Here is a 15,151-nt window from a genome sequence, read left to right on the forward strand (position 1 = left end):
CCGGGCGGTGCACGTCCGGCGCTCGCGCGGCCGCTACAGGATCGGCGCGAACAGGCGCGCGACATGCATCGCGATGCGCCGCCACGCGGGCGAGTGCCGATACTCGTTCGCATCGACTTCGTAGGCCTGCGCGAAATCGGCGTCGAGCATCGCCTCGACCTCGTCGGCGAACGTGCGATCGACGGTCAGTACCATGATTTCGAAGTTGAGCCGGAACGAGCGGTTGTCGAGATTCGCGCTGCCGATCGCGGCGGCGACGCGGTCGATCAGCACGACCTTCTGGTGCAGGAAGCCGGGTCGGTACCGGAACACCTTGACGCCCGCGTCGACGAGATCGCGCGCATAGAGCCTCGACGCCTCGAACACGACGTAGTGGTCGCGCCGGCACGGGATCAGGATGCGCACGTCGACGCCGCGCATCACCGCGAGCTTCAGCGCGGCGATCACCGCTTCGTCGGGCACGAGATATGGCGTCGTGATCCAGACCCGTTCGCGCGCGGTGTTGATCGCCTCGACGAAGAACAGCGAGCCGGTTTCCTGTTTGTCGGCTGGCCCCATCGGCACGACGAGGCAATGCATCGCGTCGTCGGGCAGCGCCTCCGGCGGCGCTGCGAGCGGCGGCAGCGTCTGCGTGGCCCAGTGCCAGTCCTCGGCGAATACGTACTGAATGCTGGCCACCACCGGGCCGCGGATTTCGATATGGGTGTCGCGCCACGGCGACAGGCGGCGGTTCGCCCCGAGATATTCGACGCCGACGTTGAGGCCGCCGACGAATGCGCGATTGCCGTCGACGACGACGATCTTGCGATGGTTGCGAAAGTTGAGCTGGAAGCGGTTGACGAACTTGCGGTGGGTCGCGAACGGATGGACCTCGACGCCGCCGCGGCGCAACGTGTCGACGTAGCTGTGCGGCAGATCGAAGCTGCCGATGCTGTCGTACAGCAGGTAGCAGCGCACGCCGGCCGCGGCGCGGGCGAGCAGCGCGTCGCGCAGCGTCTGGCCGAGCGCGTCGTCGCGCACGATGAAGAACTGCACGACCACATAATCACGCGCGGCGTCGATCGCCGACAGGATCGCCGAGAAGGTTGCGTCGCCGTTTACGAGCGTGCGCACCGCATTGCCGCCGACGAACGGCATTCCGCCCAGCCGCGTGAGCGCGAGCACGGCAGCTCGGCCGATCGCGTCGGCGGCCAGCCCGTCGGTTGCGTCCGCATCGTGCCACGGCGTGCGCGGCGTGTGCGTGCGCAGCGCTTCCATCTCGTGGCGCCGCGCGTCGACGTAGCCGGAGAACTTGCTGCGGCCGAGGAACAGGTAGGGGATGAGCGTCAGGTACGGCATCGCGGCGAGCGACACTGCCCACGCGATCGCGCCTTGCGACGTGCGCGTGTTCAAGATCGCGTGACACGCCGCGATGATCCCGAGCACATGGATGGCCAGGATCAGGGTGCCGAGGTGTAGCCAGTCGAGGGTCATGGGCGCGTGACGGACTCCTGAAGTCGTGCGGCGCGACGGCCGCTTACGCGCATCTTACCGAACCGTGCGGGACAGCGGTGTGCCGTACCGCACGGTTCGGTCGCGGCGTGCCGTCAGGCCTTGCGCGGCAGGTCCGACGCCTGGATCAGGAACACGGCGTCGTCGCCCGCGCTGGTGGGCAGCCACGTGAGCTCGAGGCCGCCGAACGCGGCTTCGACGTGCTCGCGCTCGTTGCCGATCTCGACGACGAGCACGCCGTCGTCGTGCAGCCACTTGTGCGCTTCGGCGATGATGCGCCGCACGATGTCCATGCCATCGTCGCCGCCCGCAAGCGCCATCTCCGGCTCGTGCCGGTATTCGGGCGGCAGGGCTGCCATCGACGTTGCGTTCACGTACGGCGGATTCGTCAGGATCACGTCGTAGCGCGTGTCGGGCTCGGCGCGGAACGCGGGCAGCGGCGCGTAGAGGTCGCCGTGATGCAGCTTGATGCGATCGTCGAGGCCGTAGTCGTGCACGTTGATCCCGGCGACTTCGAGTGCCTTCTCGGACAGGTCGACCGCGTCGATCTCGGCATTCGGGAACGCGCTGGCCGCGAGGATCGCGAGGCAGCCGGAGCCGGTGCACAGCTCGAGCACCGCGCCGACCTGTTCGGGATCGGCGACGTACGGCTGCAGCCCGTCGTCGAGCAGCTCGCCGATGAACGAGCGCGGCACGATCACGCGCTCGTCGACGTAGAAGCGGTGGCCGTGCATCCACGCTTCATGCGTGAGATACGCGGCCGGCACGCGATCGGTCGCGCGTCGTTCGATCACCGCGAGCACGGCCGCGATTTCGTCGGGCAGCAGGCGAGCGTCGAAGAACGGCTCGAGCGTGTCGAGCGGCAGGTCGAGCGTGTGCAGCACGAGGTAGGCGGCTTCATCGTACGCGTTGTCCGAGCCGTGGCCGAACGCGAGCTTCGCCTTCGAGAAGCGCGTGACCGCATAGCGCAGCAGGTCGCGAACGGTTGCAAAAGGTGTCGTCATGCGAGGCTCCATCAGGCAATCAGTTGTTCGAGCACGCGGCGGTACACGTTCTTCAGCGGGTCGACGAAGCGCACGTCGATGTGTTCGTCGATCTTGTGGATGCTGCCGTTCGGCGGGCCGAACTCGATCACCTGCGGGCAGATGCGCGCGATGAAGCGCCCGTCGGACGTGCCGCCCGTCGTCGACAGTTCGGTCGTGAGGCCGGTTTCGGCGCGGATCGCGTTCTCCAGCGCGTTCGACAGGTCGCCGCGCGGCGTGAGGAACGGCAGGCCGCTCACCGACCACTTCAGCGTGTACTCGAGGCCGTGCTTGTCGAGAATCGCATGCACGCGTGCCTGCAGGCCCTCGACGGTGCTCGCCGTCGAAAAGCGGAAGTTGAACATCAGGTCCGCGTGGCCGGGAATCACGTTGGTTGCGCCGGTGCCTGCATGCAGGTTCGACACCTGCCAGGTGGTCGGCGGGAAGTATTCATTGCCTTCGTCCCACTGTTCGGCGGCGAGCTCGGCGAGCGCCGGCGCGAGCAGGTGGATCGGGTTCTTCGCGAGGTGCGGGTATGCGATGTGGCCCTGCACGCCCTTGACGATCAGTTCGCCCGACATCGAGCCGCGTCGGCCGTTCTTCACGACGTCGCCGAGTTCGGCGGTCGACGTCGGCTCGCCGACGATGCAGTAGTCGAGGCGTTCGCCGCGTGCTTCGAGCAGCTCGACGACCTTCACGGTGCCGTCGGTGGCCGGGCCTTCCTCGTCGCTCGTGATCAGGAACGCGATCGCGCCGCGATGGCCGGGGTGGGTCGCGACGAATTCCTCGGAGGCGACGACGAACGCCGCGAGCGACGTCTTCATGTCGGCCGCGCCGCGGCCGTACAGCTTGCCGTCGCGATGTGCGGGAATAAACGGCGGCGAGGTCCACTGCTCGAGCGGGCCGGTCGGCACGACGTCGGTGTGGCCCGCGAACGCGAGCAGCTTGCCGTCGCGGCCGTCGGTGCCGCGCTTGACGGCCCACAGGTTGGTCACGCCGTGCGACGCGATGGTCTCGCATTCGAAGCCGAGCGCGGCGAGGCGCTCGGTCATGATCTGCTGGCAATGCTGGTCGTCGGGCGTGACGGACGCGCGGGCGATCAGCTGTTCGGTAAGGGCTAGGGTGGCGGACATGGTTCGGACCACTTTCGATAAAAAATGCCGGCGCGGTGGCCGGCAGCGAGGGGACGTCGTGCGCGGCGCGGGCGCAGCGCGGGCGGCCCTAGGCGGCAAACAGCGCCGCGTACTGATCGGCCACGAAACCGAGCGATTTCACGCGGCCGTTGACGACGAGCACGGGGCGCTTGATGACCGACGGCTTGTGGATCATCAGCGCAACCGCGCCGGACTTCGTTTCCGCGGCAGCCTTCATCGCATCGTCCAGGCCGCGCCACGTCGTGCCGCGCTTGTTGACGAGCGCGTCGAGCGACACGTCCTTCAGCCAGTCCTCGACGAGCGGTGCGCTGACGCCGAGCTTCTTGAAGTCGTGGAACTCGAACTCGACGCCGTGATCGTCGAGCCACACGCGGGCCTTCTTCACGGTGTCGCAGTTCGGAATGCCGTAGACGACCACGGTGCGCGGCTTGGCCATCAGTCGCCTCGCAGCAGCTCGTTAAGGCCGACCTTGGCGCGAGTCTTCGCGTCGACCTTCTTCACGATCACCGCGCAGTACAGGCTGTGCGAGCCGTCCTTCGACGGCAGGTTGCCGGCGACGACGACCGAGCCGGCCGGGATGCGGCCATAGCTGACTTCACCCGTTTCGCGATCGTAGATCTTCGTGCTCTGGCCGAGGTACACGCCCATGGAGATCACGGAGTTTTCCTCGACGATCACGCCTTCGACGACTTCCGAGCGCGCGCCGATGAAGCAGTTGTCTTCGATGATGACGGGGTTCGCCTGCAGCGGCTCGAGCACGCCGCCGATGCCGACGCCGCCCGACAGGTGCACGTTCTTGCCGATCTGCGCGCACGAGCCGACCGTGGCCCACGTGTCGACCATCGTGCCTTCGTCGACGTACGCGCCGATGTTGGTGTACGACGGCATCAGCACGACGTTCTTCGCGATGAACGAGCCGCGGCGCGCGATGGCCGGCGGCACGACGCGGAAGCCGCCCGCGGCGAAGTCTTCGGCCGTGTAGTTCGCGAACTTCGACGGCACCTTGTCGTAGAACTGCGAGTAGCCGCCGGCCGGCATCGGTGCGTTGTCCTCCAGGCGGAACGACAGCAGCACGGCCTTCTTCAGCCACTGGTGCACGGTCCAGTTGCCGTCGATCTTCTCGGCGACGCGCAGCGCACCCTTGTCGAGTTGCTCGATCGCGTGTGCGACGGCCTCGCGGACGTCGGCGGGCGCGGCCTTCGGCGACAGCTCGGCGCGGTTTTCCCAGGCGGTATCGATGATTTGCTGAAGTTGTTGCGACATGTTCGTTTTCGCAGGAGATGAATGGAATTGATCGGGATGGACGATTACCGCGCGAGAGCCCGGCAGAAATCGACGATGCGTTGCGCGCCCTCGACGCATTCGGGGGTGCCCGCGACGAGCGCGATCCGGATGAAATCGCGGCCCGGGTTGGTACCGTGCGCATCGCGCGCCAGGTACGAGCCGGGCAGAACCGTCACATTATAGTCGGCGTACAGGCGGCGGGCGAACTCGGTGTCCGACAGCCCGGTGCGCGACACGTTGGCCCATAGGTAGAACGCGGCGTCGGGCAGCTTCACGTCGATCACGTCGGCCAGCATCGGCGTGACCGTGCTGAACTTCTGCAAATACAGCGCGCGGTTTTCGCGCACGTGCGCCTCGTCGTTCCACGCGGCGATGCTCGCGTGCTGCCAGACCGGCGACAGCGCGGCGCCGTGGTACGTGCGGTAGAGCAGGAATTTCTTCAGCAGCGCGGCGTCGCCGGCGACGAAGCCCGAGCGCATGCCCGGCACGTTCGAGCGCTTCGACAGGCTCGACAGCATCACGAGCCGCTCGAAGCCGCGACCGAGACGGTGCGCGGCCTCGAGGCCGCCGAGCGGCGGCGCCGCTTCGTCGAAATAGATCTCCGAATAGCACTCGTCGGACGCAATCACGAAACCGTGGCGGTCGGACAGCGCGAACAGCTCGCGCCAGTCGTCGAGCGTCAGCACGGCACCCGTCGGGTTGCCCGGCGAGCACACGTACAGCAGCTGAGTGCGCGCCCAGACTTCATCGGGCACGGCCGCGTAGTCGCACGCGAAGTTGCGCGCCGGGTCGCTGTTCGCGAAATAGGGTTCGGCACCGGCCAGCAGCGCCGCGCCTTCGTAAATTTGATAGAACGGATTCGGACAGAGTACGATCGCCTTCTCGCCGTCCGTGGTCGGGCGTGCGTCGATCACCGTTTGCGCGAGCGAGAACAACGCCTCGCGCGACCCCGACACGGGCAGCACCTGCGTGGCCGGGTCGATCGCCGGCAGCCCGTAGCGGCGTTCCAGCCAGTGTGCGATCGACGTGCGCAGCGCGTCCGAGCCCGCCGTGGCCGGATACGACGCGAGGCCGTCGAGTGAAGCAACCACGGCGTCGCGGATCAGCGCCGGAGTCGGGTGCTTGGGCTCGCCGATGCCGAAGCTGATCGGTTTCAGGCCGGCGGAGGGCGTCACGTCCTTGAACAGGGCGCGCAGCTTTTCGAAGGGATAGGGCTGGAGCGAGTCGAGTCGAGGGTTCACGGGCGAAGCGGCCATCGCGGCCGGTTGGAGCGAAAGGGGCGGCGCGGGTGCCGCACGGCAGCGAGCGGGCGCCTACGGCGCGCGGGTCGCAGCGGACGATTATAGCGTGATGCAATGCGGTCACGGCCCGCCGGAACGGCGGCCGGGCCGGTCGAATAAAGGGTATCGAACAATGAACAACGCGGTACGCGGCAGCCTGCCGACGCTGGCCATCCTGATCGGCGCGTCGGTATGGGGCCTGATCTGGTATCCGCTGCGGATCCTCGCGTCGCTCGGGCTCACCGGCACGCTGGCGAGCGCGCTGACGAGCGCCGTCGCTTTCCTGTTCGTGGTTGTCGTGCGGCACCGTACGATCGCCACGCTGCGCTGGCACTGGGTGCTGCCAGGCATCGCGATCACGGCGGGCGTGACGAACCTCGGCTTCGTGTGGGGCACGATCCACGGTGAAGTGCTGCGCGTGATGCTGCTGTTCTACCTGACGCCCGCCTGGACCGCGATCTACGCGCACTTCCTGCTGCGCGAGCGGCTGACCTGGGCCGGCGTGGGGCTCGCGGCGCTGTCGATCGGCGGCGCCATGCTGATGCTGTGGTCGCCGAACCTCGGCATGCCGCTGCCGGCCAATCCGGCCGAATGGGCGGGGCTCGCGGCCGGCCTGAGTTTCGCGATGAGCAACGTGCTCGTGATCAAGGCGAGCCGCGAGCTGCCGGACATGCGCGCCGAAATGCGCACGGCGACGCTGTTCGGCGGCGCAGCGGTGTTCGGCGCGATCGCATCGCTGTTCGAGGGGCTGCCGGCCGCGCCTGCGGGCGGCCAGCTCGGCGTCGCCGCGCTGATCGTCGCCGCGATCGGCGTGACGATGGCGGCGAACAACCTGCTCGTGCAATATGGCCTCGCGCGCGTCCCGGCGAATCGCGCGTCGATCATCATGCTGTTCGAGATCGTGATCACCGCGCTGTCCGCGTGGGTGTTCGCGAACGAACTGCCGACGGCGCGCGAGTGGGCGGGCGGTGCGTGCATCGTGCTGGCGACGCTGCTGTCGAGCCGGGTCCATCGTGCCGCGCCGGCGTCGGGCAAACCCGGCGACGGGCGGGACGGCGCACGCGCGATGGTATGATGGAAGCCGTTTGCGGGGCCCAACGCTGGATGCGCGCGGCCCCGCTTTTGAATTCCGGGGCGCATCGCGCGCACGGGCCGTCCGGCCCCGCGCGTCGCGGCCCCGTCCGTTTCACACCTTCTTCACATCCGATACCGCCGTGCGTCTGAGCTCGATCAAACTCGCTGGCTTCAAATCCTTTGTCGATCCCACGCATTTCCAGGTTCCGGGCCAGCTTGTCGGCGTGGTGGGCCCGAACGGGTGCGGCAAGTCCAACATCATCGATGCCGTGCGCTGGGTGCTCGGCGAGTCGCGCGCGTCCGAGCTGCGCGGCGAGTCGATGCAGGACGTGATCTTCAACGGCTCGACCGCACGCAAGCCCGGCAGCCGGGCCAGCGTCGAACTGATCTTCGACAACTCCGACGGCCGCGCGGCCGGGCAGTGGGGCCAGTACGGCGAGATCGCCGTGAAGCGCGTGCTGACGCGCGACGGCACGTCGAGCTACTACATCAACAACCTGCCGGCGCGCCGCCGCGACATCCAGGACATCTTCCTCGGCACGGGCCTCGGCCCACGCGCGTACGCGATCATCGGCCAGGGCATGATCGCGCGGATCATCGAGGCGAAGCCGGAAGAGTTGCGCGTGTTCCTCGAGGAAGCCGCGGGCGTGTCGAAGTACAAGGAGCGCCGCCGCGAGACCGAGAACCGCCTGCACGATACGCGCGAGAACCTGACGCGCGTCGAGGACATCGTCCGCGAGCTCGGCGCTAACCTCGAGAAACTCGAAGCGCAGGCCGTCGTCGCGACCAAATATAAGGAACTCGTCGCCGACGGCGAGGAGAAGCAGCGCCTGTTGTGGCTGCTGCGCAAGAACGAGGCCGCGAGCGAGCAGCAGAAGCAGCAGCGCGCGATCGAGCAGGCGCAGATCGACCTCGAGGCGCAGACGGCGAAGCTGCGCGAGGTCGAGTCGCAGCTCGAGACGTTGCGGGTCGCGCATTATTCGGCGAGCGACGCGATGCAGGGCGCGCAGGGCGCGCTCTACGAGGCGAACGCCGAAGTGAGCCGCCTCGAGGCCGAGATCAAGTTCATCGTCGAATCTCGCAACCGCGTGCAGGCGCAGATCGCCGCGCTGAACGCGCAGCGCGAGCAATGGCGCGCGCAGGCCGAGAAGGCGCAGGACGAGCTCGAGGAAGCCGAAGAGGCGCGGGCGATGGCCGACGAGAAGGCCGCGCTCGCTGAAGACAACGCGGCCGCGAAGCACGACGCGCTGCCGGCGCTCGAGGCGAAATGGCGCGATGCGCAGGCGCAGCTCAACGACGAGCGCGCGCGGATCGCGCAGACCGAACAGTCGCTGAAGCTCGAGGCCGCGCACCAGCGCAATGCCGACCAGCAGCTCCAGCAGCTTCAGCAGCGCCACGAGCGCCTGAAGTCCGAGGCGGGCGGGCTCGACGCGCCGGACGAAGCGCAGCTCGAGGAGTTGCGCATGCAGCTCGCCGAGCAGGAAGAGATTCTCGCGGAAGCCCAGGCACGCCTGACCGATGCGCAGGACGCGCTGCCGCGCCTCGACGGCGAACGCCGTGCCGCGCAGGAGCGCGTGCAGGCCGAAAGCGCGCAGATCCACCAGCTCGAGGCGCGGCTCGCCGCGCTCAAGCAGCTGCAGGAGAACGTGCAGACCGAAGGCAAGATCCAGCCGTGGCTCGACAAGCACGAGCTCGGCGCGCTGCCGCGTCTCTGGAAGAAGCTGCACGTCGAGGCTGGCTGGGAAGCCGCGCTCGAGGCCGTGCTGCGCGAGCGCCTGGCGGCGCTCGAAGTGTCGAATCTCGACTGGGTGAAGGCGTTCGCGACGGATGCGCCGCCCGCGAAGCTCGCGTTCTACGCGCCGCCCGCGGCAGGTGAGCCGGCGGCCGCCGCCGCCGGGCTGCGCCCGGTGCTGTCGCTCGTGCGCATCGACGATGCGGGCATCCGTGCGGTGCTGAACGACTGGCTCGGCAACGTGTACGTCGCCGACGACGTCGCGCAGGCGCTCGCGACGCGCGCGCAACTGCCGGCAGGCGGCGCGTTCGTCGTCAAGGCCGGCCACATCGTCACGCGTGTCGGTGTGCAGTTGTACGCGGCCGATTCGGAGCAGGCCGGGATGCTGGCCCGCCAGCAGGAAATCGAGAACCTGACGCGCCAGGTGCGCGCGCAGGCGCTGCTCGCCGACGAGGCCCGCACCGCCGCCGTGCGGGCGGAGGCCGCGCATACGCAGGCCACGCAGGCGCTCGGTGACGTGCGCGCGCAGGCCGAACACGCGACGCAGCGCGTGCACGCACTGCAGATGGACGTGCTGAAGCTCGCGCAGGCGCATGAGCGCTACACGCAGCGCAGCACGCAGATCCGCGAGGAGCTCGAGGAAATCGGCGCGCAGATCGACGAGCAGCGTGCGCTGCGCGCGGAATCGGAAGCGAACTTCGAGCGTTTCGACGGCGAACTCGCCGAACTGCAGGCTCGCTTCGAGGACAACCAGCTCGCATTCGAGGCGCTCGACGAATCGCTGACGCAGGCGCGCCAGGAAGCGCGCGACCTCGAGCGCGGCGCGAACGACGCACGCTTTGCCGCGCGCAACGCGGTCACGCGGATCGACGAGCTCAAGCGCAGCATCCAGGTCGCGCACGAGCAGAGCGAGCGCGTCGCCGCGTCGCTGGAAGATGCGCGCGCCGAACTCGAAACGATCAACGAGCAGACCGCGCACACGGGCCTGCAGGATGCGCTCGAAATTCGCGCGGTGAAGGAAGAGGCGTTGCAGGCCGCGCGGATCGAACTCGACGACCTGACGGCAAAGCTGCGCGCCTCGGACGAGCAGCGTCTCGTCGCCGAGCGTTCGCTGCAGCCGCTGCGGGACCGCATCACCGAGCTGCAGCTGAAGGAGCAGGCCGCGCGCCTGTCCGTCGAGCAGTTCGCCGAGCAGCTCGCGGCGGCCGAGGTCGACGAGGAAGCGCTGCGCGAGAAGCTGACGCCGGACCTGAAGCCGTCGTATCTGCAGGGCGAGGTCACGCGCCTGAACAACGCGATCAACGCGCTGGGTCCGGTCAACATGGCCGCGCTCGACGAACTGAAGGCCGCGAGCGAGCGCAAGGTGTTCCTCGATGCGCAGTCGGCCGACCTGACCGACGCGATCACGACGCTCGAGGATGCGATCCACAAGATCGACCAGGAAACCCGCACGCTGCTGCAGGGCACCTTCGACGAGGTCAACCGTCACTTCAGCGACCTGTTCCCGCGCCTGTTCGGCGGCGGCCAGGCGAAGCTGATCATGACGGGCGACGAGATCCTCGATGCGGGCGTGCAGGTGATGGCGCAGCCGCCGGGCAAGAAGAACGCGACCATTCACCTGCTGTCGGGCGGCGAAAAGGCGCTGACCGCGACCGCGCTGGTGTTCGCGATGTTCCAGCTGAACCCGGCGCCGTTCTGTCTGCTCGACGAGGTCGACGCGCCGCTCGACGACGCGAACACCGAGCGTTTCGCGAATCTGGTGCGCGCGATGTCCGACAAGACGCAGTTCCTCTTCATCTCGCACAACAAGATCGCGATGGAGATGGCGCAGCAGCTGATCGGCGTCACGATGCAGGAGCAGGGCGTGTCGCGGATCGTCGCGGTGGACATGGAAACCGCCGCGGGTTTTGCCCAGAATTGACGTTTGACGAAACCGGACCGCGTTCGCGTGGCGTATGGGCGCCCGTTCGCGAGTCCGACGAACAAGAATTGCTGATGGAGCGTGCATGGACGAGTTGACACTCGGATTGATCGGCGCGGGCGCCGTCGTGGTGGGCGGCGTCGTGGTCTACAACGCCTGGCAGAGCGCGAAGGTGCGGCGCAGGATGCCTCGCCCGATGCCGGAAGAGACGGCCGAGGCGATGAATCGCCCCGAGCGCGACGAAGAGCTGCCGTTCATCGAGCCGGTGCGCCAGCCCGTGCGCCGCGAATCCGCGGCGCCGGCACCGGCCGCCGCTGCCGCGAGCGCGTCCGGCGAAGCCGCGCGCGTCGAGCCGACCTTCGGCGGCGTGGCGCCTGCCGACACGCCGGCCGATCTGCAGGCCGAGGCCACCGGGGTCGACGCGCCGTCGGCGTCGACCGAGTCGGCCGAGCAGGCCGTCGACGAAGGTGCGGTCGCCGCCACGCAGGAAGCACCGGCCGCCGATGCGTCGAACGAACCGGCTGAACCCGTGCTGCCGGCCGCGACGACGATTTCGTCGGCGCCGCCCGCGATCGTCGACCGCCGGATCGACTGTATCGTGCCGATTCGCCTCGGCGCGCCGCTGCCGGGCGACAAGATCCTGCCGGTCGCGCAGCGGCTGCGCCGCGCGGGCAGCAAGCCCGTGCATATCGAAGGCAAGCCGGAAGGCGGCCAGTGGGAGCTGCTGCAGAACGGTGTGCGCTATGAAGAGCTGCGCGCGGCCGCGCAGCTCGCGAACCGTAGCGGCGCGCTCAACGAACTCGAATTCTCCGAATTCGTGACGGGCGTCCAGCAGTTCGCCGACGCGATCGACGGCGCACCGGAATTCCCGGACATGATGGAGACGGTCGCGATGGCGCGCGAGCTCGACGGCTTTGCCGCGCAGTGCGACGCGCAGTTGTCGATCAACGTGATGTCGGACGGCGCGCCGTGGTCGGCGAACTACGTGCAGGCCGTCGCTTCGCAGGACGGGCTGCTGCTCTCGCGTGACGGCACGCGCTTCGTGAAGCTCGACGCGAAGCAGAACCCCGTGTTCATGCTGCAGTTCGGCGACACGAACTTCCTGCGCGACGACCTGACCTACAAGGGCGGCAACATGATTACGCTGGTGCTCGACGTGCCGGTCGCCGAAGAGGACATCCTGCCGTTCCGGCTGATGTGCGACTACGCGAAGTCGCTGTCCGAGCGGATCGGTGCGCGGGTCGTCGACGATTCGCGCCGGCCGCTGCCGGAATCGACGCTGGTGGCGATCGACCAGCAACTCATGAAGCTGTACGCGAAGCTCGAGGAAGCGGGCATCCCGGCCGGTTCGCCGGTCACGCGCCGCCTCTTCAGCCAGTAACGCGTTTCACGGGCGACGGCTTGCGGTGCCGTCGCCCGTTGTCGTTGCAGCGCCGCACACACCGTCTGCGTGGACTGCAGCGGGCCTGCGCGGCACGCATCGCGTGCCCCCGCCGCGGCGTCAAACTGAGATAATCGAATATCCGATTTTTCAGAGCGAATTGCCGCCAGCATGGCCCGAACCCAAGCCGAACCGCCAGCCAGCCAGCCCGACGCGCGTGCCGCGTGGCTGCGCGATCAACTCGAGCGGGCGAATTACGCCTATTACGTGCTCGACCAGCCGGATCTGCCCGACGCGGAATACGACCGGCTCTTTGGCGAGCTGAAGCAGCTCGAAACCGAACATCCCGAACTCGTGACGCCCGATTCACCGACGCAGCGCGTCGGCGGCGAAGTGGCGAGCGGCTTCACGCCGGTCGTCCATGACGCGCCGATGCTGTCGTTGAACAACGGCTTTGCCGACGAGGACATCGTCGCGTTCGACAAGCGCGTCGCCGATGCGCTCGACAAGACGACCGATCTCGCCGGCTCGGTGACGGATCTGGTCGAATACGCATGCGAGCTGAAGTTCGACGGGCTCGCGATCTCGTTGCGCTACGAGCACGGCGTGTTCATGCAGGCATCGACGCGCGGCGACGGCACGACCGGCGAGGACGTGACGGAGAACGTCCGCACGATCCGTTCGATCCCGCTGAAGCTGAAGGGTAAGCACGTGCCGGCCGTGCTCGACGTGCGCGGCGAGGTGCTGATGTTCAAGCGCGATTTCGCACGCCTGAACGAACGCCAGCGCGCTGCCGAGCAGCGCGAATTCGCGAATCCGCGCAATGCGGCGGCCGGCAGCCTGCGCCAGCTCGATCCGAAGATCACCGCGCAGCGCCCGTTGTCGTTCTTCTCGTACGGGATCGGCGTGCTCGACGGGATGCCGATGCCGGACACGCACAGCGCGCTGCTCGACTGGTACGAAACGCTCGGCCTGCCGGTGAACCGCGAACGCGCGGTCGTGCGCGGCGCTGACGGCCTGCTCGATTTCTTCCGCAAGGTCGGCGAGAAGCGCGAGTCGCTGCCGTACGACATCGACGGCGTCGTCTACAAGGTCAACCGGCGCGACGAGCAGGACCGCCTCGGCTTCGTGTCGCGCGCGCCGCGCTTCGCGCTCGCGCACAAGTTCCCCGCGCAGGAAGCGTTGACGAAGCTCGTCGCGATCGACGTGCAGGTCGGCCGCACGGGCGCGATCACGCCGGTCGCACGGCTCGAACCGGTGTTCGTCGGCGGCGCGACGGTAACGAACGCGACGCTGCACAACGAGGACGAAGTGCGCCGCAAGGACATCCGGATCGGCGATACCGTGATCGTGCGGCGCGCGGGCGACGTGATCCCCGAAGTCGTCGGTGCGCTGCTGGACCGACGGCCAGCCGATGCGACCGAGTTCGTGATGCCGACCGAGTGCCCGGTGTGCGGCTCGAAGATCGAGCGCCTGCCCGATGAGGCGATCGCGCGCTGCACGGGCGGCCTGTTCTGTCCGGCGCAGCGCAAGCAGGCGCTGTGGCACTTCGCGCAGCGCCGCGCGCTCGACATCGACGGGCTGGGCGAGAAGATCATCGATCAGCTCGTCGAACTGAACCTCGTGCGCACGCCGGCCGACCTGTTCAATCTCGGTTTCGCGACGCTCGCGGAACTCGACCGGTTCGCCGAGAAGTCCGCACAGAATCTACTCGACTCGCTCGAAAAGGCGAAGCATACGACGCTCGCGCGCTTCATCTACGGGCTCGGGATCCGCCATGTCGGCGAATCGACCGCGAAGGACCTCGCGAAGCATTTCGGGTCGCTGACGCCGATCATGGACGCGTCGATCGAGGAACTGCTCGAAGTGAACGACGTCGGACCGATCGTGGCCGAGTCGATTCACCAGTTCTTTGCGGAAGAACACAACCGCACGGTGATCGAGCAGTTGCGTGCGCCCGGCAAGGTCACGTGGCCCGAAGGCCCGCCCGCGCCGAAGGCGCCGCAGGGCGTGCTCGCCGGCAAGACGGTCGTGCTGACGGGCACGCTGCCGACGCTCACGCGCGACGCCGCGAAGGAGATGCTCGAAGCGGCGGGCGCGAAAGTCGCGGGCTCGGTGTCGAAGAAGACGGATTACGTGGTCGCGGGCGCCGAAGCCGGCAGCAAGCTCGCGAAGGCCGAGGAACTCGGCATCCCCGTGCTGGACGAAGACGGACTGCACCAACTCCTGGAGGGCAACACGCCATGATTCGCGAGATCCTGAAGATGGGCGATCCGCGCCTGCTCGAAGTCGCCAAGCCGGTCGAGCGGTTCGATACCCCCGAACTGCACGAGATCGTCGCTGACATGTTCGAGACGATGCATCACGCGAACGGCGCAGGGCTTGCCGCGCCGCAAATCGGCGTCGGTCTGCAGATCATCATCTTCGGCTTCGGCAGCAACAACCGTTATCCGGACGCGCCGCCCGTGCCCGAGACGGTGCTGATCAACCCGAAGCTCGAGTACATGCCGCCGGACATGGAGGAGGGCTGGGAGGGCTGCCTGTCGGTGCCGGGCATGCGCGGCGTCGTCAGCCGCTATGCGAAGGTGCGCTACAGCGGCTTCGACCAGTTCGGCGCGAAGCTCGACCGTGTCGCCGAAGGCTTCCACGCGCGGGTCGTCCAGCACGAATACGATCACCTGATCGGCAAGCTGTATCCGATGCGGATCACCGACTTCACGCGCTTTGGCTTCACCGAAGTGTTGTTTCCAGGGCTTGATCCGGCCGACGACGACTGATCTTCTGCGGCCGCGCGCGCCGTCGCCGTACCGAA

11 protein-coding genes are annotated in these 15,151 nt (G+C 68.0%); 5 read left to right on the forward strand and 6 right to left on the reverse strand.

Features of this window, described 5'->3' with window-relative positions:
- Positions 1–33: 33 nt before the first annotated feature.
- From cls to dapC, 6 genes are all read right to left on the reverse strand, one after another.
- Positions 34–1,473: a cardiolipin synthase gene (gene cls, locus LGM71_RS18580; protein ID WP_124622427.1), complete on the reverse strand. Its 1,440-nt coding sequence runs from the start codon at positions 1,471–1,473 to the stop codon at positions 34–36.
- 113 nt (positions 1,474–1,586) lie between these two features.
- Entirely contained in the window at positions 1,587–2,495 is a 909-nt protein-coding gene (prmB, locus tag LGM71_RS18585; protein WP_226115773.1) for a 50S ribosomal protein L3 N(5)-glutamine methyltransferase, read from the reverse strand.
- Between the two features lie 11 nt (positions 2,496–2,506).
- On the reverse strand, positions 2,507–3,646 hold the full coding sequence (gene dapE, locus LGM71_RS18590) for a succinyl-diaminopimelate desuccinylase (RefSeq protein ID WP_226115775.1): 1,140 nt from the start codon (positions 3,644–3,646) through the stop codon (positions 2,507–2,509).
- Positions 3,647–3,734: 88 nt separating this feature from the next.
- Positions 3,735–4,103, reverse strand: a complete 369-nt coding sequence (locus LGM71_RS18595) for an ArsC family reductase (RefSeq protein WP_044847939.1) — start codon at positions 4,101–4,103, stop codon at positions 3,735–3,737.
- The gene (gene dapD, locus LGM71_RS18600; protein ID WP_006478479.1) at positions 4,103–4,930 is read right to left on the reverse strand and encodes a 2,3,4,5-tetrahydropyridine-2,6-dicarboxylate N-succinyltransferase; all 828 of its coding nucleotides are present in this window, start codon (positions 4,928–4,930) and stop codon (positions 4,103–4,105) included. The genes LGM71_RS18595 and dapD overlap by 1 nt, the downstream gene beginning before the upstream one ends.
- A gap of 44 nt (positions 4,931–4,974) precedes the next feature.
- Positions 4,975–6,207, reverse strand: a complete 1,233-nt coding sequence (dapC, locus tag LGM71_RS18605; RefSeq protein WP_059681944.1) for a succinyldiaminopimelate transaminase — start codon at positions 6,205–6,207, stop codon at positions 4,975–4,977.
- A 157-nt stretch (positions 6,208–6,364) separates the two neighbouring features.
- Here dapC and LGM71_RS18610 point away from each other — a divergent pair, with 157 nt between their 5' ends.
- From LGM71_RS18610 to def, 5 genes are all read left to right on the forward strand, one after another.
- Positions 6,365–7,306 carry a DMT family transporter gene (locus tag LGM71_RS18610; RefSeq protein WP_174909814.1) on the forward strand — a complete coding sequence of 314 codons (942 nt, stop codon included), beginning with the start codon at positions 6,365–6,367 and terminating at the stop codon, positions 7,304–7,306.
- A gap of 139 nt (positions 7,307–7,445) precedes the next feature.
- On the forward strand, positions 7,446–10,958 hold the full coding sequence (gene smc / locus LGM71_RS18615; RefSeq protein ID WP_226115777.1) for a chromosome segregation protein SMC: 3,513 nt from the start codon (positions 7,446–7,448) through the stop codon (positions 10,956–10,958).
- 85 nt (positions 10,959–11,043) lie between these two features.
- A complete protein-coding gene (locus tag LGM71_RS18620; RefSeq protein ID WP_059599920.1) occupies positions 11,044–12,339 on the forward strand; it encodes a cell division protein ZipA C-terminal FtsZ-binding domain-containing protein in 1,296 nt (431 codons plus the stop codon).
- A 171-nt stretch (positions 12,340–12,510) separates the two neighbouring features.
- Positions 12,511–14,586 (forward strand): NAD-dependent DNA ligase LigA, encoded by a 2,076-nt coding sequence (gene ligA / locus LGM71_RS18625; protein ID WP_226115779.1) that lies wholly within the window; start codon positions 12,511–12,513, stop codon positions 14,584–14,586.
- Positions 14,583–15,116: a peptide deformylase gene (gene def / locus LGM71_RS18630; protein WP_059511077.1), complete on the forward strand. Its 534-nt coding sequence runs from the start codon at positions 14,583–14,585 to the stop codon at positions 15,114–15,116. The genes ligA and def overlap by 4 nt, the downstream gene beginning before the upstream one ends.
- Positions 15,117–15,151 lie beyond the last annotated feature (35 nt).

This window comes from Burkholderia sp. AU33545 (genome assembly GCF_020419685.1).
In the GTDB taxonomy this organism is placed as follows: domain Bacteria; phylum Pseudomonadota; class Gammaproteobacteria; order Burkholderiales; family Burkholderiaceae; genus Burkholderia; species Burkholderia diffusa.